The following is a 22116-nucleotide window of genomic DNA, read 5'->3' on the forward strand; positions in this document are numbered from 1 at the left end:
ACTTTTAGAAATTACAAATCTTATTACTTTGTTCTAAATGCATTCTATATTCCTTCATTCCATCTTTATGATTTAAATAAGGGAATCCATTTTTATGGTTGGCCGTACTTATTTCATACATATATGTGATGTGTCTTGCTAATTCCTTCCAAGCAAAAAATAGAGAATGTCTTGGGTCATATATATGTGTGGGTTCGCTTCCGGCGCCGTTGAGTTCTACAATTGCAAAGTTTAATCCGTTCTCCAATTCTTCGATTGTGTTGTACATGATATCTAATCGACCAAAATAGAATCCGGGAATTTGTAAACACATTTCATTTATTGTTTTAGATAATTTTGGATTAATCCAGTGGCTACCGTCAATAAATTTCGCACCGCGAGCATGATTTCCATAGGGTACTAAATTTAATTTCTCCTCTTTCGGAATAATTTCAAGCATTTTTTTGCCATATTCTTTTTTTAGGGCTTTTAATTGTAATTCATATCGTGGGTTTTCTTTGATTAATTCTTCTACAGTTGAAAAGCCATTTCCAGTGATGATCAAAAATTCTTTAGAAACTAGTCCGGTAATTATGCCTCTTTTTTCATGAGGATAACGCACATAAAAAATACCAACTTCATTTTCATAAGGAATTAAATCTTGTACAACATAATCAAAATTCGCCTTTGCAACATATTCCTTTAAATCAATTGCTGAAATTATTTTTTTAACACCCAATCCTCTTAGCCCTATATCTGGTTTTACAATCAAAGGATAGTTAATTTTTGTTTTACTAATGGTCTCCAGAACTTCTTCTAAACTTGTGCCTTCTTTTATTAATTCGGTTTTTGGATAGTATTGTTGTGGAATCAAATCATAAATTTCTTTTTTAGATTCCATCATAAAACCGCCATTTTTTATGGTTGGATTACAAGCATTAAAGAAAAATATTGACTTTGCCTTAATTGCGTAAAAAGACCAAAGAAAATAAATAGGAACATAAACGATTTGAAAAGGCCAATATTCCCAATGTGTGACTTTATGAAAAAATAGCTTCAAAATAGATAGATTAAGTAGTAGAAAATGAGGTCAAGAAATCTTGATTTGAAATTAAATCATGATGGAGAAGTGCGATAGTATTTTTCTCTAAAACTGCTTGAGTAATACTCAGAGTTTTCAATATATCATCTCTGTTGATTACTAATCCGTTTTCAGTATTTTCTCCTTCTGTATTTCTATGAAAATTAAACATTTTAGTTTCAGAAATTTTGGTGTTACGCTCTAAAAAATCATAAAACCAAATCGAACGATGATCACGAATAGATGAGGCATACAAAGTTGATGATGACCAGATGTAATTTTGCTTTATATCTAAAGGAGTCGTTTCTTTCTCCGTTCCATTCCAACGCATTTGAAAAAGTAAATTACTTTGAAATAAAACTAAAGTAAATGGCTCAATATTTTCCAAATCAATTTTGGTCCAACAATCTTTTGGAGAAAAACTACTTATCAAATCTAAGACAATCAAACCGCGACTTTTTCTATACGATGACTGAACTTGATGTTTTTCGTGAGCACCATTTAAAAGAACTAAAATTGTCCCGCTTTCATTTATTACAAACCAGGTTCCACCCGCTTTAGGATCCCTAGGAAATATAAGTTTATGATGATTGATTTCATAAAATTGTGGTGGAATTGCGCTTGGTCTTAGTGTGTGCTCATCTCGGTTTGATGTAATGATAATTTTATCATTTGTAGCTACAAAACTTACTGTGCACATTGGTTTCTATATTCTATTGTTGATCGAGCAACACCAAAATTAGGATCTATTTTAACTGTTTCACATTGCAAAATAGCAACTTTAATTAGCGCTTGGTGATGGATACAATGTTCTAGATTATATAGTAACTCTCTAAAATAATTACTTTCAATCTGTATTTCCTCTCCGTCTACCAATTGCAGTAACTTTAGATTTATATTTTTTTTATCTATGGTTTGTTTAATACCGTTAATCTTTTCTATTGCAAATATGTTGTCCGTTTCAATGCGAGCATTTCGTTGTCTATCATCATAATTCACGATTCCTGACTCAAGCTGATTTTCCAAACAGTGAAACATTTCAATGATGTGTCTTGTGTGTTCGCCTATGGTTGCATCACTCAATGCTGCACATGATTCTGAATATTCATTTTGAGTTAATTGATTTAACAAATCAATGAGCTCATCTAAACTTTTATTTATCGAAGATATTAGCATATATTTATTTTAATTCTAAAAAAATAACATATTTGTTTGTGTTTTTACTAAAGGCTTGAGCAAAGAAAAGAAATTAGCACGAAAATAAAATAAAAAATTCTTGAATTTAACTTTTTCTAAAAAAAATCTTGTTAGAGTCAAAGTAGTAGACAAAAATTGCATGAAAATATGTTAATATTAAAAAAATACAATTTAAAAGATTTAATTTAATCACATTTTTATATTGAGGACTGTTCCTATTTCAAATAAGGTGAAGTAACTTTTTTTACCATTAAATTCCTAAATATTTTATCGTTGCAATTTATAAATATAAAAAAAGCCCTTTCTAACCGAAATTAGAAAGGGCTTTAAAACCTTTTTATAAAATTAAGACACTAAAGTTCTTGAAATGACGATTCTTTGTATTTCAGAAGTTCCCTCATAAATTTGAGTGATTTTCGCATCGCGCATCATGCGTTCTACATGATATTCGGCTACATAACCATTCCCTCCATGAATTTGTACTGCTTCGATTGTAGTGTCCATAGCAGTTTGAGAAGCAAATAATTTTGCCATCGCTCCTGATTGAGAGATATCTTTTCCCTCATCTCTTTCCGAAGCAGCTTTTAATACTAGCATTTTAGCTGCCATAATTTGAGTTGCCATATCAGCTAATTTAAAGGCTATTGCTTGATGTTTGAAAATTTCTTTACCAAAAGCTTTACGTTCTTGTGCATATTTTAAAGCGAGTTCGTAAGCACCAGTTGCAATTCCTAATGCTTGTGAAGCAATTCCTATTCTACCACCATTTAAAACAGACATAGCGAAGTTAAATCCAAAACCATCTTCACCTATTCTATTTTCTTTTGGTACTTTGACATCAGTGAACATCAAAGAATGAGTATCAGAACCGCGAATTCCCATCTTCTTTTCTTTCAATCCAATATCAAAACCTGCCCAACCTTTTTCAACTATAAATGCATTTATCCCTTTATGCCCTTTTTCTAAATCAGTTTGTGCAATTACAATGTAAGTAGAAGCTGAAGATCCATTAGTAATCCAGTTTTTTGTGCCATTTAATAAATAATGATCTCCTTTATCTATTGCAGTAGTCTTTTGAGAAGTTGCATCAGAGCCAGCTTCTGGTTCTGAAAGACAAAAAGCACCTATAACTTCTCCTTTTGCAAGAGGAATTAAATATTTCATCTTTTGCTCCTCATTACAATATTTCTCGATACCAGCGCAAACTAAAGAATTATTTACCGACATAATTACCGCTGCCGAAGCGTCAATCTTTGAAATTTCGGTAATAGCCAAAACATAAGAAATACTGTCCAAACCAGATCCACCATATTTAGGATCTACCATCATTCCCATAAAACCTAAATCAGCCATCATTTTTACCTGCTCAGTAGGAAACTTTGAATGTTCATCTCTCTCTATTACTCCAGCTAATAATTCTGCATTTGCAAAATCACGCGCTGCTTGTTGAATCATTAAATGCTCCTCAGTTAGATTAAAATCCATATATTTTTATAAATTATTCGTTCTTAAATTTGTTAACAAAAGTAATTATTAATAATTAAATTTCAAACGTTTTCGTAAAATTAGCCACTGTTTAAAGAAAAGTATAGTTAGAAAAGACTATGAAAGAAATATTAAAAATCATTACAATAAACTTATGCTTGATCTGCGCTCTAAAAAAGGCTAAAAAAATTAAATTATTCTCGATCGTGCTGCGATTTATTTAGCATTGAAAGATTAAACAACTCAAAAATATAATAGACATTATTTATGAAATCATTAATCATAAATATTATGAAATAGTAATAGTAGTCTCCCTAATTTTTCATGACGATAGTAAATAGTTTAAGGATAAACATGCAACAAGTTGCTTTGTTTCCTTTAATAATTTAAAAAAGTATCAAAGGAAACATAATTATTAGATATCGTGAAAATTTAAAGTATTTATACTAATATTCATTTAAATTTGCACGTTCCAAGTGCAAGATTAATAAATATCAAAATGATGAATATGAAAAAAAAATTAGCCCTATTAGCATTAATAACAGCGCTTTCTTTTAATGATGCTGTTGCACAAAAAAACTTTAATATCAATGGAGTTGAAATTCCTAGAACGATAGAATTTAAAGGAAAAAAAATGTCCCTGAATGGTGTTGGACAACGCTCTAAATTCTTTACGGATCTTTATGTACAAGCTTTGTACTTAACAAGATATTCTCAAGATGCTGTTCAAATTTTAGATAGTGAAACTGAAATGTCAATCTCTTTACATATCACATCAGGACTGATAAGCTCAAAAAAATTAACCAAAGCCCTTGAAAAGGGGATGGAAAAATCAGTTGGCGAAAGCGGAATGCTCAAATTTAGCAAAGAATTGAAGGAACTTGAATATTTATTAAGCACCGAAGCAACTAAAGTTGGCGACGTATTTGAATTAACTTTCAATCCTCAGGACGAATCACTTTGGATCACAAAAAATAAAGATTACAAAGGACAGATTAAAGGTCTAGAATTTAAAAAAGCTTTTTATGGAATTTGGTTATCAGAAAATCCTGTTGACAAGAAATTAAAAAATGAGCTGCTTGGTAAAGACTAAATAAATTTTTTTTATGAATTTATGAAGAATTCGCATTAATTCTTTTTTATATTTGTCAAAATTAAATATACCGCAACAAATGAAAGATTTATTAAATAAATTCGAAAATAAAGAACCCGAAATAGTTTTTCATTGGAAAGATGCTGAAACAGAAGCTGAAGGCTGGACAGTAATAAATTCACTACGCGGTGGCGCTGCAGGCGGCGGAACTCGTATGAGAAAAGGATTAGATAAAAACGAAGTTTTATCACTAGCAAAAACGATGGAAGTAAAATTTTCAGTTTCTGGTCCTGCAATTGGAGGAGCAAAATCTGGAATTAATTTTGATCCAAACGATCCTCGAAAAAAAGGGGTTTTGCAACGCTGGTACAAAGCAGTTTCGCCTTTGTTAAAAAGTTATTATGGAACTGGTGGTGATTTGAATGTAGATGAAATTCACGAAGTTATTCCTATGACTGAAGAATGTGGTGTTTGGCATCCGCAGGAAGGTGTTTTTAATGGCCATTTTAAACCAACAGAAGCAGATAAAATAAATAGAATTGGTCAACTTCGTCAAGGAGTTGTGAAGGTTATTGAAAATCCAAAGTATTCGCCTGATGTATTAAAAAAATATACCGTCGCTGATATGATTACAGGTTTTGGAGTAGCTGAAGCAGTTCGAAATTATTACAATATTTACGGTGGTGATGTTAAAGGTAAAAAAACTATAGTTCAAGGTTTTGGAAACGTAGGCTCCGCAGCTGCTTTTTATTTAGCTGGAATGGGTGCCAAAATAATTGGTATTATTGACAGAGATGGCGGAATAATTAAAGAAGATGGATACACATTTGAAGAAATAAAATCATTATTTTTAGCAAAAGATGGAAACAAATTGGTTTCCGAAAACATGATTCCTTTTGTTGAAATCAACGAAAAAATTTGGAAAATTGGTGCTGAAATCTTCACTCCATGCGCTGCATCAAGGTTAGTGACTCAATCGCAAATTGACAGTTTGATCGCTAATGGTCTTGAAGTAATTTCATGCGGTGCAAACGTTCCTTTTGCAGATAAAGAAATCTTCTTTGGTCCTATTATGGAAAATGTGGATCATAAAGTGAGCTTGATTCCTGATTTTATTTCTAATTGCGGTATGGCTAGAGTTTTTGCTTATTTTATGGAAAAGAAAGTACAAATGACTGATGAAGCAATATTCGAAGACACTTCAGAAACAATAAAAAGAGCAATTGAGAAAGCATATAGCATAAGTAATTCCAAAACTAATATTAGCGCTACCGCATTTGAAATTGCTTTGAAACAATTGGTATAAATCCCAATCGAATATTAAAATAAAAATCAGTTTACGCAATTCATAATTGATGAATGTGTAAACTGATTTTTTTAGTGAAATTTTCCTTTTACTAAATAGTTTAAGTTGTATTTTTTCTCTTCCTAAATAGTAATTTTTATGATACATTAGCGTTTTCATAATAAATCAAAAATCTATGAGTCTATTGTTGCAAGCAGACACGCTGTCTGTTCCACAAGAAAGTTTAGCCGACGCAATACCAGTTGAGAAAACTTTATCTATTATTGAATTATTAACTAGCGGAGGAATAGCAGGCCAAATCATTATGACTGCTCTTTTCATCATGTTTTTTGTTGCCTTATATCTTTATTTTGAGCGACTCATGGCAATAAATGCTGCATCAAAAGTTGATGTCAACTTCATGACTCAAATCAAGGACAATATTAAAAACGGAAGAATTGATAATGCAAAAATAGCTTGTGCTCATTATAAATCACCAGTTGCACGATTAATTGAAAAAGGAATATCAAGAATAGGAAAACCACTTGACGATATTAACACAGCTATCGAAAATGCTGGAAAACTAGAGATTTATAAACTAGAAAAAAATGTCAGTATGCTAGCTACTATTTCTGGAGCAGGACCTATGACCGGTTTCTTAGGGACTGTTGTTGGGATGATTCAGGCGTTTCATAAGATGGCTAGTTCAGGAGGTCAAATTGAGGTAGGCGCGCTTTCTGAAGGTATTTATACTGCAATGACAACTACTGTTGTTGGTTTAGTTGTAGGGATTATAGCATACGTAGGTTACAATCACTTAGTAGTAAAAACCGATAAGATTGTCCATCAAATGGAAGCTAATGCTGTTGATTTCTTAGATTTATTAAATGATCCTGCATAATTATGAACTTAAGAGGAAGAAACAAAGTAAGCGCTGAATTCAATATGTCATCTATGACTGATATTGTCTTTTTATTACTGATATTTTTTATGCTTACATCAACAATGGTGACTACAAATGCTCTAGATTTAGTTTTACCAAAAGCAAAAGGAAAAACAGATAGTAATAAAAACATTGCTGTAAGCATCAATAAAAAATTAGAATTTTTTATTGACAAAGAACCAGTCTCAGAAACAGAACTTGAATCAAAATTGTTGTCCTTATTCACCGCAGACAAAGACAAAGCTATTATTTTAAGAGCTGAAGAAGGAGTACCTATAGAAAAAGCAGTTAATGTTTTAGACATTGCAAATAGAAATCAAATTAAGGTTGTTTTAGCTGTTCGTCCAAAATAATTTGAAATAGAATAAAAAAGATTTAATCTACATGAAATATATAGAGACAGAGGAAGAAAAAAAATCATTTTTAATCACATCTATTATATTTGTGATTCTATTTGTTTTGTTCTTTTATTTGGGATTGACTTCTTTAGATCCGCCACCAGAAAACGGAATTGCTATTAATTTTGGAACTACTGAATTTGGCTCAGGAGACAAACAACCAACCGAAGCAATTCAATCAGCACCTTCACCTACAGCAGCTAAAGAAGCTGCCGCTAGCAACGACGATGTACTTTCCCAAGATGTTGAAGAAGCGGTTGTGATAAAAGCGAAAAAAAAGATTCAACCCACAAAAGAAACAGCCAAAGAGGAAGTCAAACCTAAGCCTAAAGAGATTCTCAAACCTTCGAAAAGTACATCTGACGCTTTATCGAGTTTAATTAATGGTCCAAAATCTGATGGGAAAGCTAAAGGAGGTGAAGGAAATGATAATCTCGCTGGTGATAAAGGCAGCCCAAATGGCAATCCGTATGCGAACAGTTATTACGGTTCGGGTAGTGGTAGCGGAAATGGTAGCGGTTGGGGATTAAATGGCAGAAGCATCAGTTCAAGAGGAAAAGAAGTTCAAAAATGTAATGAATTTGGAACAGTGGTAGTCCAAATAACAGTTAATAGAAATGGAAATGTAATTGCTGCCAAATACAGCAAAGGCACTACAAATACGAATCTATGTTTAATAGAACCCGCTTTGGCTACAGCCCGAAAATACAAATGGCAACCAGATGCAAATGCTCCGGAAACTCAAATTGGTTTTATAACTGTTAATTTTAAGATTAGTGAATGATATAAAGTATAAATAATAAAAACTCAATTATCTTTGAGTTTTTATTATTTATGACTAGATGAACTATCAAGAAACTACGCAGTGGATGTTTACGCAGCTTCCAATGTACCAAACCCAAGGTGCATCAGCTTATAAAGAAGATTTAACTAATATCTTATTACTTTCAGATCACTTAGGAAAACCTGAAAAAAAATTACTTTGTATCCATGTAGCGGGAACAAATGGAAAAGGCTCTACATCGCACATGTTAGCTTCTATTTTACAAGAAGCTGGATACAAAGTTGGATTATACACTTCGCCACATTTAAAAGATTTTAGAGAGCGCATAAAGATAAATGGAAAAGAAATTTCAGAGGATTTCGTTTGTGATTTTGTAAAGAAACACAAAACGTATTTTATGAAAAATGATTTTAGTTTTTTTGAAATGTCCGTTGGTTTAGCTTTCGACTATTTTGTAAAACAAAAAGTCGATATTGCAATTATAGAAGTAGGAATGGGCGGCCGTCTAGATGCAACTAACATCATTACACCTCTGATTTCTGTAATTACAAATATTGGGAGAGACCACACTCAATTTTTAGGAAATACGATTAGTCAAATCGCTTTTGAGAAAGCTGGAATAATTAAACCTGATATTCCTATCGTTATAGGAGAATATTCAGATGAAAGCAAAGTTGTTTTTCTGTCTAGCGCCAAAGAAAATTCGTCACTTATTTATTTTGCCAGTGATTTAATCTCTCAAAATTTCCCATCTGACTTAATTGGTAATTACCAAGTTCAAAATAAAAAAACAGTAATACAAACCATTGCTATTTTAAATCTACAAAATAAATTCCATGTTGGCCTAGATCATCTTAAAGATGGCTTACTGAATGTAGTTAAAAACACAAATCTGAAAGGTAGATGGCAGCAATTGAATGAATTTCCGAAAGTAATTTGCGACACTGCGCATAACAAACACGGTTTAGAAATAGTGCTCAACCAGATCCAAGAAAATGCTTTTACAACTTTACATATCGTATTAGGTGTAGTAAATGATAAAGATTTAGATGAAATTTTGCCTTTATTCCCTAAAAACGCCATCTATTATTTTTGTAAACCAAATATTTTTCGGGGCTTAGACGCAACTATTTTACAACAAAAAGCAACTGGTTATCGACTTACAGGCGAAGTATATAATTCTGTTTCAGAGGCTTATAATTCTGCCTTTGATAGGGCAGCTAAAACCGATTTTATTTACATAGGCGGAAGCACATTTGTAGTTGCAGAAATTATATAAAAATTTATTTTTTTTTCTTGCAAATCTAGAAAAGAGATGTATATTTGCACACGCAATAACGCAAGAAATTGCTACCCGAAAGGGCGATTAGCTCAGCTGGTTCAGAGCACCTCGTTTACACCGAGGGGGTCGGGGGTTCGAACCCCTCATCGCCCACCAAGAAACTTCTCAAGAAATTGAGGAGTTTTTTTTTATTCTAAAAAACATGGAGTATTGTGTTTACATTTTATTTAGCAAAATAAAGAATCGATACTATGTCGGTTACACTTTTAATTTAGAAGAACGAATAGTCCGACACAATCAAAAAAGTAAAGGCTTTACTGGAAGCACTAATGATTGGGAAATTGTATATACCGAGAAATACGACTCTAAAGAAAAAGCACACAATAGAGAGTTACAAATTAAATCTTGGAAAAGCAGGATTAAAATCATAGAATTAATTTCAAAAAAAGAGTAGTAGAGATGGCTCAGTAGCATTCCGATTCTATCGGAAGGGTCGGGGGTTCGAACCCCTCATCGCCCACCAAGAAACTCCTTAAGAAATTAAGGAGTTTTTTTTTATTCTAAAAAACATGGAGTATTGTGTTTACATTTTATTTAGCAAAATAAAGAATCGATACTATGTTGGTTACACTTTTAATTTAGAAGAACGAATAGTCCGACACAATCAAAAAAGTAAAGGCTTTACTGGAAGCACTAATGATTGGGAAATTGTATATACTGAGAAATACGACTCTAAAGAAAAAGCACACAATAGAGAGTTACAAATTAAATCTTGGAAAAGCAGGATTAAAATCATAGAATTAATTTCAAAAAAAGAGTAGTAGAGATGGCTCAGTAGCATTCCGATTCTATCGGAAGGGTCGGGGCTTAGAACCCCTCATCGCCCACTAAAGACAAATAATACCAATGGAAGACATTGGCGTTATTTTTTTTATATTTATACTATTTCAGAGTTTCAAAAAATATCAAAACAGCGATTAAGCGTTCGACTATATTCCCTGACATCCCATAAAAAAACTCCTTAAGAAATTAAGGAGTTTTTTTATATCATTTTCAATTTGAATATTTCGTTTTTTAAGGACCATTTTGAAATTTAGTGAGTAAATAAATGTTAAATTATAATTTACTTCATTTTTTAAAAAAGTAATATAATAACAATAAATTCCCGTCAGCCATTTTATTCTTTTAATTCGCTTCTATAATTTAATATGCCTTATGGGTATAATCATTAAGTAGATTAATTAATATGAAGAATATGTCCGAAGTAGAAATTAATTATCTAAATAAAAAATTTCTTTAAAATTAATTTATATGAATAATTTCATTTTATAAAAAGGAACTACTTTACTTTCTTTTTGCTTTCAATCTCTTTACAGTGTTTTTGACTAAAAATGATTTTACTGACTTATGTGCTTTAACTTTATATTTTGAGATGATTCCACCCTATCAATATGTCTTTTCAATAATTTATGTAATACTTAGATATACTATTATACACCATTAACATTACAGATGAAATCTAAGTAATATACTGAAGAGTGCGCTCTAGTGCCATACCTCTAGATCCCTTTATTAGAATAGAATTATTCAAAAAAGTATTATGAAATAAACTACCAGAAAAGCTTTCGAAATTTTCAAAGAAACTAAAATTTTCTCGTTCAACTTTGTTCTCATAAAAAATAGAACCAATGAAGTAGCATTTTACGGTGTTTACTTGTTCTAGCGACGCAATTATAAGTTTGTGCTCTTGCTTGCTTACCTCTCCCAATTCAAACATATCACCAAGAATTAATATTTTACGCGGATTATGTAACTGTAAAAAATTATCGATAGCTACTTTCATGCTACTAGGATTAGCATTGTAAGCATCCAGAATGATTTGATTTGTACCTTTGCTAATTATCTGAGATCTGTTATTTTCTGGCACATATTTTTCGATTGCTTCTTTTATTTCAGAAGTTGACACATTAAAATACTCTCCAATAGTTATAGCTGCACTAACATTGTTAGCATTATAAAAGCCGATCAAATTAGATTGAACTGGGTTTCCATTGTATCGTAAATGTACAAATGGATTAGCGCTTATATCAGTTATATTAACATTTGCCTCTGGTTTGTCAAGACCAAAAGTGAATGAGTGCAAAAACTTTGTTTTCTCAACTTGAATTGCATCACATAGGTTGATAAAAACAAGTTTTTTATTCTTTGAAATATATTCATACATTTCGGATTTTCCCTCAATAACTCCCTCTACACCACCGAAACCCTCTAAGTGTGCTTTACCAAAATTAGTAATATATCCGTAATCTGGTTGTGCTAAATCGCATAAAAACTCAATCTCTTTTTTATGGTTTGCTCCCATTTCAACTATTCCTATTTCAGTTTCTGAAGTAAAAGAAAGTAGGGTTAAGGGAACACCAATATGATTGTTTAGATTACCAATGGTAGCTTTAGTTTTAAATTTTTTAGAAAGAACAACATTAATAAGTTCCTTTGTGGTTGTTTTTCCGTTGCTTCCCGTAATTGCAATTATAGGTATTTTTAAATAATCTCTATGAAACTTTGCTAATTCCTGTAGCGCAACTAAACTATCATCAACCAGAATTGTTCTTTCGTCTACGTAATAAGATTCATTGTCAATTAAAACATAAGAAGCTCCCTTTTCTAACGCTTCTTTTGTAAATATATTAGCGTCAAAGTGATCCCCTTTTATTGCAACAAACAAGGAATTTAGTTCTATTTTTCTTGTATCAATAGAAACTGAATTGCATTTTAAAAACAAACTATGAATGTAATGAATATCCATTTGAAATGATTTAAAAAAACAAAAGCCCTAATCAAAGGGCTTTTGTTTGTATTATATTATGAAATTTAATTTCTTGGTGATCTTTTCTTATCTGCTTTAGGGCCTACTCTAGACATTGCACATCTAAAACCAATATAGTCAGTTGCCATATCTTGTGGAAAATATCTTCTTTGAGCAGGATCAAGCCAATATGCTCTATCTCTCCAAGAACCACCTTTGTAGACTCTTGATTGATTATCTATCAAAGTAGTTCTTTTATTGGACTTATCATATTTTCTAACCATATTCCCTAAACTGTCAGTTGTAACATTGTGCTTTGGACTATTATACATTAACATGTCAGATTTAGATTTATTATCAGATGATTCTTCATCTCCTAATTTGTAATAACGAGTTGATTGTTTATCACCGTCGCGATAATTTATATTATCGCTTTTATCAAAATTCTGTCTAAGATAAGTCTCTTGCTCATCGATTGGTACTTGCGCAATTTGACCCGGGAAGTTTCTCGCAATAATTCGTCCGTTGCTTAAGGTGTCAAATTTCATATTGTCTTTCGTAACAATTTCTATTTTTCCGTCAGCTCCAATTTTATTCTTAGTGTATAAATTCCCTCTAAAGTAATTGAAATCATTGGCTTCATTATCTATTATTGGTCTGTAAACGTCTTGTACCCATTCTGCAACATTTCCAGCCATATCATATAAACCAAAATCATTTGCAGGATATTTTTTAACCTCATTAGTGATATCAGCACCATCGTCTGACCAACCTGCAATACCGCCGTAATCTCCATTACCTTGCTTAAAGTTGGCTAATTGATCACCTTTAGTTTGTCTTTTACCAGATCTTGTGTAACTTCCCGACCATGGGTATTTTTTTTGGCCTTTGTAGATGTTGTATTCTCTCTCACCTACATCTGCAGCAGCTGCATATTCCCATTCGGCTTCAGTTGGAAGACGATATTCTGGTAATAATATTCCTGAAGATCTTTGGGCGTAAACATTTTTTGGCTCGTTAACTACTCCATTTTTTCCTGCTTTTGGAGTTTTTCTAGATCCATTTCTACCTTTAAGTACGATACTTTCGTCTCCTCCATAAGTGGATGTAGGCGAATTGAGGTATGTTTCTGTATCGAAATTACTTTCGGCAGTCACGTCTTGCGTTTTTGCATTCTTTTTTAAATAGCCATTTTTTTCTAAAAGAGCTTCATTAACACGCTGCGTTCTCCAGTTGCTAAATTCAACGGCTTGAATCCAGTTTACACCAACTACAGGATACTCAGCGTAAGATGGGTGTCTAAGATAGTTGTTAGTCATAGTTTCGTTATAACCTAATCTATTTCGCCAAACAAGAGTATCAGGGGATGCCCCCTCATAAATATTTTTATAATTTTCTTCAGTTGGTGGATAAACACTTTTTAACCAATCTAAATAATCTAAATACATGGAATTAGTTACTTCTGTCTCATCCATATAAAATGATTGAACATGCTGTTGTGTTGGCGTATTATTCCAATCATGCATAACATCATCTTGAACCTTACCCATTGTAAACGTTCCTCCTTCAACAAAAATTAAGCCTGGACCAGCCTGTTGCTTTTTATTCGCTGAGCCTTTCTTACTATCCATATTCCAACCCGTAGCTCTGGAGGTGTTACTTGAACTGGATTTTTTACTACAACTAGATGATCCTACAACCAATGTGATTGTTAGTAACAACTGTATGCCAATAATTCTCTTTGCTTTCATAATACTTAGTAGGTAATAATTTAGTGACGCAATGTAATAAATTGATGTTAATCGAGTCTGCTTTATTTTCTAATTTTTCTTTTAACAATAAATTATATAATGGAACGCAAATCTATAATATTTATTATTTAAAATTACATCAATTAAATTATTTTTATTTATTTACAATAATTTGGTTTTATTCACGTCTTAGATCCAAGTAATAAATGCAATTAAAATAAATAAATAGATTGTTTTTCAAAAAAAAAGGACTCTTTCGTCCCCGCCCCTGAATGGAATATATTGACTTTACTTGTTCCCGACGAAAGTTGCAAATATGATTCACTTAACCTAAGAATAACGAGATGTAATTCAAGTAATGTTGTTTTAAAACTATCTAAAACCTAAAGTAGTTTGTGTTTTTAGGAAAAAGATAAAACTGTTATCCACCGAGAAATTAATTGCAACTGCGATAAACGTAGTGCAATTTATTCAAGTGAATTGGCACAGAGAAAATGTGCTACAAGAAAAAAAATAAGAGAATAATTTTTTTTGAGATTTATCAGACTGTAAATGATTCACTCACAGAAGATCGTAGTCCAGAACAAAATCTTGCCTACTCTGAAAAGAATGAAATATTATCTTTTTCCAAAAAGCGAGTCTATTAACATATTTGGTCAGATAAGAAAAATAAGGGCAAGCTTTACAAACATCTTATAACCAAAGACAAATGTAATAGAAAACGTTAAAAACTCATCGATTCAAGAGAAATAGTAATCGATCGAAATCCGATTGAAAACAGACTCAAAATAGTAGATAAAAAACAACAATTTGGAGATTTTAAGCTAGATCTAATTATTGGAAAAAACCTTTAATTAGCAATTATAACTCTCAAAGATAGAATTACAGCATAGTTTATAATCACAAAAGTACGAACAAAAGAATGTAAACTCGTTGCTGAAACAGTAGTTGAATTACTAAGGGAATTAGAGCTATTTATTTAGAAAATTATATCCGATAATGGAAAGGAATTTGCATCACACAAACAAATAAGCAATGAATTAAAAACAGATTTTTAATTTGCAAATCCGTTTAGTCTTAGACAAAGGAGTACAAATGATCATCTAAATAGATTTTTAAAACAATATGTTCCTAAATCAACTTCTTCAGAAAATTTATCCAATGAAAATTATGTGAAATTCAAAAAAAACTTTATAATCGACCCAGAAAAAGATCTAATTTTGAATCACCAAATTATACATTTAATTAAAAAGTTGCGTTTGCAACTTGAATTCAGCCGTTAAAAGAACAATGAAAAAAATATTTTTAATACTAATAGTCATCTTTCCACCTGTTTTATCAGCTCAAATTAAAGGTGATTTGGTACTTGATTGGTTAGAAAAAAAAGAGATGAACTATGGTGATTCTAAAATTATTATTCCGCAATTTAAAGGAGATAGCTTTCACTATGATGCTTCCGATAAAGCAATAATATGCACCTACAAAATAGGTGAAAACTTAATTAGTGATTTAGGACAACTGTTGATTACTAATGTTGTTTACGAACCGATGGCAATCAGTGAATTAGGAGACTTATCATCTGAAAATATTCCTACTGAAATTAATAACATCCTTGTTTTTACCAGCTCGAGAAATATAAAAAGTGCTTTCATGAAATTTTCGCCAATAGTTAAAGGCAATTTGGGATTGAAACGAATTAAATCGTTTTCTTACGAGACTCAAAGTTCTACTCAAAGAAACATGCAGCCATCGACTACTACGAGTACAATTAGTAATTCTGTTCTATCCCAGGGTAATTGGTTTCAATTTTATATTGAAAAATCTGGAGTTTACAAGATTTCTAAAAGATTTTTAGAACAACTGGGAGTTGATCTCAATAATGTTGATCCTAAGAATTTAAAAATTTACGGAAATGGAGGTAGGATGCTTCCCCTCGCAAATAACGTGTTTTATCCTACCGATTTATCTGAAAATGCGATTCAAATAATTGGAGAAAGTGATGGCGTGTTTGATAACGAAGATTACATTCTATTTTATGGTGAAGGAGTTGATACTTGGAATCAGGAAAGTAACACAAATTTAAATTTGTACGATAACAAATCTTTCTATTATTTAACCGTACAAGGAAGTTTAGGCAAAAGAATTCAGCCTATTTCCCAACCTATTTCTGGTAGTTCTGTTACTATAAAAACATTTGATAGTTATCAATTCCACGAGGTAGATTTGGTAAATATTGCTCGCTTAGGACGACAATGGTTTGGAGAATCATTTGAACTACAAAATGAGCAAGAGTTTGTGTTCTCAATACCAAATATAGATACAACTGTTCCTGTAAAAATTAGTTTAGTCGCTGCTTCAGCGGCTTTTACGGCAACCTCATTTACTACAACTGTAAATGGCAATTTAGTTGGAACAATTAATTTTTCTGCTCTTAGAAGTGGTTTTGAGATTGAATTTATAACGGGATCTTTACCTTTAAATTCAAGTTTTACAGGAGCCGAGACGATAAAAGTAAAATTAAATTACAATAGTAATGGTGTCCCTGGTTCAAAAGGCTACTTAGATCATATTAGACTTATCGCTAAAAGGAAGTTGGTAGGTTATGGAAAACAATTCCATTTTCAATACGACCAATCGTCTGCTAGTACAGGTGTAGTTAGTTACAATCTAGACAACGCTTCTGATATAAGTCAAGTTTGGGATATTACAGATATAAATAACATTTCTACTGTTATAAATCCAAGTCAAAACAATTTTAGTTTTAAATCAAATTTGGGAGAGTTAAGAAAATACGTTGCACTAGATGCATCTGATTATTTTACTCCTTTCAAAGGACCTAAATCAAAAATTGCAAACCAAAATTTGAAGGGAACGCTATTTAAAAATAATCTTGGACAGTTTCAAGATATTGACTATGTAATAATCGCGCCAAATTCTCTAACTACCCAAGCAGAAAAGTTAGCCGTTTTTCACCGAAATCGCTCCAATCTAAATGTAAAAGTAATTCCGCTAGAACTTATATATCATGAATTTTCATCCGGCAAACAGGACATTGCTGCTATTAGAAATTGTATAAAATACATTTATGAAAATGCTTCGACTAAAGATAAGAGCGTTAAATATGTTAATCTTTTTGGGGATGCATCTTACGATTATAAAAATAGAATAGTCAATAACACTAATGTAGTGCCTATTTATCATTCTATAACAAGTAACACAACTGGGGAAGCTTCTTTTGCTTCTGATGATTTTTATGGACTTATGGATCCTTCAGAAGGTAATATCACAAATTTTTTTGGCGGAATTGATATTGCGGTTGGGAGAATGCTTGTGAATGACGCAAAACAAGCAGACGAAATGATAAACAAGGTAATAGAATACCACGATATAAAATCTTTTGGTAGTTGGCGAAATAATTACGTAATGATTTCTGATGATTCAGATATAGTTGCTGATGCTAGTTTGCAAAAGAGGCAGGATATTCTCGCAAATAAAATTGGCACAGAAAAGCCGTTTATAAATATCTATAAAATATTTTTAGATGCTTACTCTCAGGAAGCCTCCGCAGGAGGTAATCGGTATCCTAAGGCGCGAACCGACTTTTTTAATGCTTTTGAAAAAGGCGCCTTGATTTTTAATTATTTAGGACATGGCGGTGAAGACGGCTTATCTGCAGAGCGCATTTGGGAAAAATCCGATAGTCAGAATTTAGATAATCAGTACAAGTATCCATTATTTATAACAATTACTTGTGAGTTTTCAAGATTCGATAATCCTTTCAAGCCCACAGCTGGTGAGTATACTTACTGGAATCCAAAAGGTGGAGCAATTGCAATGGTAACGACAATACGCTCAATAGGTCAATTTAGTGCTGAAAATTTTAATGATAATTTCGCAAAAAATCTATTGTCCTACGGCTCAAATAAATATGTTTCAATTGCTGAGGCGTTGCGGATTTCAAAAAATAGCAATCCTAATTCCGCGACAAATGTTGTGTTTTACATAGGCGATCCAGCTTTAATGCTAGCTATACCCCTACCAAAAATTGTATTGACTAAAATTAACGACATACCAATTAATCAATCCATAGATGCTTTTAAATCATTGTCAAAAATGAAGATCAATGGTCAAATTACGGATGAGAATAGTAATGTTTTGACAAATTATAAAGGCGAAGTTGCTACGGCAATTTTTGATAAAGATATTTCAAGAAACACTTTAAACAACGACGGCAATAGCCCAACGATAAACTTTAATGTGTTAGGAGAAACTATTTTTCGAGGAAATGCCTCTGTAACCAATGGTCAGTTTGAATTTAATTTCGTAGTACCGCGTGATATTCGCGTACCTGTGGCAAATGGTAGAATTAGTTTTTACTCTAAAAAGAATGACATCTTACAAAATGAAACAGGGTTTAATTCAGATATTAAAATAGGAGGAATAAATGAAAATGCTATTGAAGATATTATCAATCCCCGAGTAAAGTTATATATGAATGACGAAACCTTTGTTTCAGGCGGAATTACTAATGAATCACCTTTTCTTGTTGCATTTCTAGAAGACGAAAATGGAATTAATACAGCTAGTGGCATTGGACATGATATAATCGCTGTTTTAGATGGAGATATTAGTAGTCCATTTATTCTTAACGATTATTATCAAACCAAGTTAGATGATTTTACTAAGGGAACAGTCTTATTCCCTTTACGTAATTTAACACCAGGGTTACATACCATTTCTTTGAAAGCATGGGATGTATATAACAATCCCGTAACTTCAGAAATTCAATTCATTGTTGCTGGTGATGACACAATTAAGCTAACAAACGTCTTGAATTATCCCAATCCATTTGTTAATTACACTGAATTCTGGTTTACTCACAATAAACCATTTGAGCCACTTGAGGTTCAGATCCAAGTAATGACGATTACCGGTAAGATTGTTTGGAGTAAGAACCAACTTATTACAACAGAGGGCTTCTTGTCAAAAGAGATTAATTGGAATGGGAGAGATGATTTCGGAGACGCTATTGGTAAGGGTGTTTATGTTTACAAATTAACAGTTAAATCAACCCTCTCAAATTTGAAAAGTGAAAAATTTGAAAAACTTGTAATACTTTAAAAAAAAACTATATTTGTTCAATTAATTGTAATTAAATAATGAAAAAAATACTATTATTTTTAACTTGCTTTTTATATATTTCCTTAGCAATTGCGCAAGATCGCGTGATATCACCTGGCGTCCCTTTCCTATTAGTAGCGGCTGATGCTAGAGCAGCTGGAATGGCTGATATGGGTGTCGCTACATCTGCAGATGCATTCTCCCAACAGTGGAATCCTGCGAAATACGCTTTTGCAACCGATGCGCAAGGTTTCTCTGTAAGTTACACCCCGTATTTAACTGATTTGGTTAATGATATTTCACTTGCACAATTAACATACTATAACAAATTGAATGAAAGAAGTGCGCTTGCTGGGAGTATTCGATACTTTGGCTTAGGCGACATTGAATTACGTCAAACGGGTGACCCGAATGAAGCTTTTCCTATAGTATCCCCTAACGAATTTGCAATTGATGGATCCTACTCCTTAAAACTTAGTGAAAAATTTTCTATGGCCGTTGCAGGTCGCTTTATAAATTCCAATTTGAAGGTAGCCTCTGATAATAATGATGCACGAGCAGCAAGTACTTTTGCAGTAGATATAGCTGGCTTTTTTCAATCAGAAGAACTTCCTTTCAATGATTTTTACGGTAGATGGCGAGCTGGATTCAATATCCAAAATCTTGGCCCTAAAATAAGTTATGACAATGATGAATTCAATAATAACTTTTTACCCGCAAATTTAAAAATTGGAACTGGCTTTGATTTTATATTAGATGATTATAATAAAGTCGCTCTAAATGTAGAGCTTAATAAATTATTAGTTCCTACGCCTCAAAATCCTGATTTGAATAGGGACGGTACTGTTACACCTGATGAATTAAATCAAAACAGTGAATCTTACCGCCGTATTAGCTGGACTTCAGGGGTTTTTAAGTCTTTTGGAGATGCACCTGATGGATTTAGCGAAGAAATAAAAGAATTTACATATTCTCTTGGTGCGGAATATTTATACCAAGATTCATTTGCGATGCGATTAGGATATTTTCATGAAAGTCCTTTGAAAGGAGCTCGACAATTTTTCTCGCTAGGAGCAGGTTTCAAATATAATGTAGTTAAAGTCGATGTCAGCTATTTATTTTCAGCATCAAAAGTTAAAAATCCTTTGGAAAACACTTTACGATTTTCTCTTACCTTTAATTTCGGAGACAAGTATGACGAATATTAAAGTTTAAATTAATTCTAATAAGTAATCCAAATTTTAATTCCGTCTCTAAGGAATGAAATTTGGGTTTTTTGCCTAAAAAATATGAAAGATATAATTATTACCACACAATTTAGTGCTTTTGACAGCGCTCTTGATTTGCCCATTAATGTTCAAGATTTAATGAACCAAGCAATTCAAGTTCGTAAAAATGCATACGCTCCATATTCTCAGTTTAGAGTGGGAGTTGCGATCTTATTAGAAAACGGAAAAGTTGTTTTAGGTTCAAATCAAGAGAACGCAGCATATCCATCAGGATTATGCGCTGAGCGAGTAGCTATCTTTTACGCAGGTGCAGCATATCCTAACGCAAAAATTGTAAGTATGGCAATTACTGCAGCTTCCGATACAAATCAAACCAAGACTCCAATTCCACCTTGTGGAGCATGCCGACAATCGATAGCTGAGTACGAAATTCGTCAAGAAAACCCTATCGAAATATACTTCATGGGAGAAATAGGAGCGGTATATAAGTCTGATTCAGTAAAAAATTTATTACCACTTATGTTTGATAAAAAATTCTTGTAAAAACTTTAAAAATCACCTCTTAAATTTTAGTTCTACGCTCTAATGTCTTATTTTTGCATCTCGCAAATTTGTGGAAGGAAACTATTTTGCAATATTGCGATATAAATTGACAACATTTTAGCAAAGAAAAAATCAGATGAAAGAAGTTACAAAAGAAGTATACTTAAAATGGTACGAAGACATGCTCCTTTGGAGAAAGTTTGAAGATAAGCTTGCTGCATTATATATCCAACAAAAAGTTAGAGGATTTTTGCATTTATATAATGGTCAAGAAGCTGTCTTAGCTGGTGCATTACATGCAATGGATTTAACTAAAGATAAAATGATTACCGCATACAGAAATCACGTTCAGCCAATAGGTATGGGAGTTGATCCTAGGCGCGTAATGGCTGAACTTTTAGGAAAAGTAACAGGTACCTCAAAAGGTATGGGTGGATCTATGCATATTTTTTCAAAAGAACACCGTTTTTATGGTGGGCACGGAATTGTAGGTGGGCAAATTCCTGTAGGAGCAGGGTTAGCTTTTGCTGATAAATATTTTGAAACAGGTGGTGTAACTTTGACATACTTTGGTGATGGCGCAGCACGTCAAGGCTCTTTGCATGAAGCATTTAATATGGCTATGCTTTGGAAACTTCCAGTAGTGTTTATTGTAGAAAATAACGGTTACGCAATGGGAACTTCTGTTGAAAGAACAGCTAATCATACCGATATTTGGAAGCTAGGCTTAGGATACGAAATGCCTTGTGGACCAGTTGACGGTATGAATCCTGTTAAGGTTGCTGAAGCAATGACGGAAGCAATTGATAGAGCACGTCGTGGTGATGGACCTACATTTTTAGAAATGAAAACATATCGTTATAGAGGTCATTCAATGTCTGATGCACAATTGTATCGCTCTAAAGATGAAGTAGAGGAGTATAAAAAAATAGATCCCATTACGCAAGTATTAGACATAATTAAAGATCAAAAGTATGCGAATGATGAGGAAATAGAAGCTATTACTCAAAGGGTAAAAGATTTAGTTGAAGAATGTGTAACGTTTGCCGAGGAATCTGAATATCCACCAATACAACAACTTTACGACGTAGTATACGAACAAGAAAATTATCCATTTATTCCTCATAAATTATAAATCA

At 32.4% G+C, this 22116-nt stretch carries 18 protein-coding genes and 1 tRNA gene; 13 read left to right on the top strand and 6 right to left on the bottom strand.

The window, feature by feature from the left end:
- Positions 1-4 precede the first annotated feature (4 nt).
- The 4 genes from BUA99_RS11595 to BUA99_RS11610 form a co-directional block, all read right to left on the bottom strand.
- Positions 5-1039, bottom strand: coding sequence for a D-alanine--D-alanine ligase (locus BUA99_RS11595; RefSeq protein WP_072992407.1), 1035 nt, complete (start codon positions 1037-1039; stop codon positions 5-7).
- Between the two features lie 10 nt (positions 1040-1049).
- Positions 1050-1760 (bottom strand): NRDE family protein, encoded by a 711-nt coding sequence (locus BUA99_RS11600; RefSeq protein WP_072992409.1) that lies wholly within the window; start codon positions 1758-1760, stop codon positions 1050-1052.
- Positions 1748-2236 carry a hypothetical protein gene (locus tag BUA99_RS11605; protein WP_072992411.1) on the bottom strand — a complete coding sequence of 163 codons (489 nt, stop codon included), beginning with the start codon at positions 2234-2236 and terminating at the stop codon, positions 1748-1750. Before BUA99_RS11605 ends, BUA99_RS11600 begins: the two co-directional genes overlap by 13 nt.
- Before the next feature lie 366 nt (positions 2237-2602).
- Entirely contained in the window at positions 2603-3742 is a 1140-nt protein-coding gene (locus tag BUA99_RS11610) for an acyl-CoA dehydrogenase family protein (protein ID WP_072992413.1), read from the bottom strand.
- A 508-nt stretch (positions 3743-4250) separates the two neighbouring features.
- Between BUA99_RS11610 and BUA99_RS11615 the strand changes: the two genes are divergently transcribed.
- The 9 genes from BUA99_RS11615 to BUA99_RS11655 all read left to right on the top strand — a co-directional run bounded on the left by BUA99_RS11615 (position 4251) and on the right by BUA99_RS11655 (position 10348).
- The gene (locus BUA99_RS11615) at positions 4251-4835 is read left to right on the top strand and encodes a chalcone isomerase family protein (RefSeq protein WP_072992474.1); all 585 of its coding nucleotides are present in this window, start codon (positions 4251-4253) and stop codon (positions 4833-4835) included.
- Between the two features lie 79 nt (positions 4836-4914).
- Entirely contained in the window at positions 4915-6141 is a 1227-nt protein-coding gene (locus BUA99_RS11620) for a Glu/Leu/Phe/Val dehydrogenase dimerization domain-containing protein (protein WP_072992415.1), read from the top strand.
- A 175-nt stretch (positions 6142-6316) separates the two neighbouring features.
- Positions 6317-7021 (top strand): MotA/TolQ/ExbB proton channel family protein, encoded by a 705-nt coding sequence (locus tag BUA99_RS11625; protein WP_072992416.1) that lies wholly within the window; start codon positions 6317-6319, stop codon positions 7019-7021.
- Positions 7022-7023: 2 nt separating this feature from the next.
- Positions 7024-7416: an ExbD/TolR family protein gene (locus BUA99_RS11630; protein ID WP_072992418.1), complete on the top strand. Its 393-nt coding sequence runs from the start codon at positions 7024-7026 to the stop codon at positions 7414-7416.
- A gap of 31 nt (positions 7417-7447) precedes the next feature.
- The gene (locus tag BUA99_RS11635) at positions 7448-8245 is read left to right on the top strand and encodes an energy transducer TonB family protein (RefSeq protein ID WP_072992420.1); all 798 of its coding nucleotides are present in this window, start codon (positions 7448-7450) and stop codon (positions 8243-8245) included.
- Positions 8246-8303: 58 nt separating this feature from the next.
- Positions 8304-9524 (top strand): bifunctional folylpolyglutamate synthase/dihydrofolate synthase, encoded by a 1221-nt coding sequence (locus BUA99_RS11640; RefSeq protein ID WP_072992423.1) that lies wholly within the window; start codon positions 8304-8306, stop codon positions 9522-9524.
- A gap of 81 nt (positions 9525-9605) precedes the next feature.
- Positions 9606-9683 (top strand) — tRNA-Val (locus tag BUA99_RS11645).
- A gap of 46 nt (positions 9684-9729) precedes the next feature.
- Complete coding sequence (locus tag BUA99_RS11650) at positions 9730-9981, top strand: GIY-YIG nuclease family protein (RefSeq protein ID WP_072992425.1); 252 nt, start codon at positions 9730-9732, stop codon at positions 9979-9981.
- Positions 9982-10096: 115 nt separating this feature from the next.
- Positions 10097-10348, top strand: coding sequence for a GIY-YIG nuclease family protein (locus tag BUA99_RS11655; RefSeq protein ID WP_072992425.1), 252 nt, complete (start codon positions 10097-10099; stop codon positions 10346-10348).
- A gap of 698 nt (positions 10349-11046) precedes the next feature.
- Here BUA99_RS11655 and BUA99_RS11660 read toward each other — a convergent pair.
- A complete protein-coding gene (locus BUA99_RS11660) occupies positions 11047-12333 on the bottom strand; it encodes a UDP-N-acetylmuramoyl-tripeptide--D-alanyl-D-alanine ligase (RefSeq protein ID WP_072992428.1) in 1287 nt (428 codons plus the stop codon).
- Positions 12334-12398: 65 nt separating this feature from the next.
- On the bottom strand, positions 12399-14084 hold the full coding sequence (gldJ, locus tag BUA99_RS11665) for a gliding motility lipoprotein GldJ (protein WP_072992431.1): 1686 nt from the start codon (positions 14082-14084) through the stop codon (positions 12399-12401).
- 1290 nt (positions 14085-15374) lie between these two features.
- Between gldJ and porU the strand changes: the two genes are divergently transcribed.
- From porU to pdhA, 4 genes are all read left to right on the top strand, one after another.
- Positions 15375-19205 (top strand): type IX secretion system sortase PorU, encoded by a 3831-nt coding sequence (porU, locus tag BUA99_RS11670; protein ID WP_072992433.1) that lies wholly within the window; start codon positions 15375-15377, stop codon positions 19203-19205.
- 38 nt (positions 19206-19243) lie between these two features.
- Positions 19244-20413 (top strand): type IX secretion system outer membrane channel protein PorV, encoded by a 1170-nt coding sequence (gene porV / locus BUA99_RS11675; RefSeq protein WP_072992435.1) that lies wholly within the window; start codon positions 19244-19246, stop codon positions 20411-20413.
- 81 nt (positions 20414-20494) lie between these two features.
- Complete coding sequence (gene cdd, locus BUA99_RS11680; protein WP_072992436.1) at positions 20495-20977, top strand: cytidine deaminase; 483 nt, start codon at positions 20495-20497, stop codon at positions 20975-20977.
- Positions 20978-21113: 136 nt separating this feature from the next.
- The gene (gene pdhA / locus BUA99_RS11685) at positions 21114-22112 is read left to right on the top strand and encodes a pyruvate dehydrogenase (acetyl-transferring) E1 component subunit alpha (protein WP_072992437.1); all 999 of its coding nucleotides are present in this window, start codon (positions 21114-21116) and stop codon (positions 22110-22112) included.
- Positions 22113-22116 lie beyond the last annotated feature (4 nt).

Origin of the sequence: Flavobacterium segetis (genome assembly GCF_900129575.1) — a bacterium.
GTDB classification, from domain to species: domain Bacteria; phylum Bacteroidota; class Bacteroidia; order Flavobacteriales; family Flavobacteriaceae; genus Flavobacterium; species Flavobacterium segetis.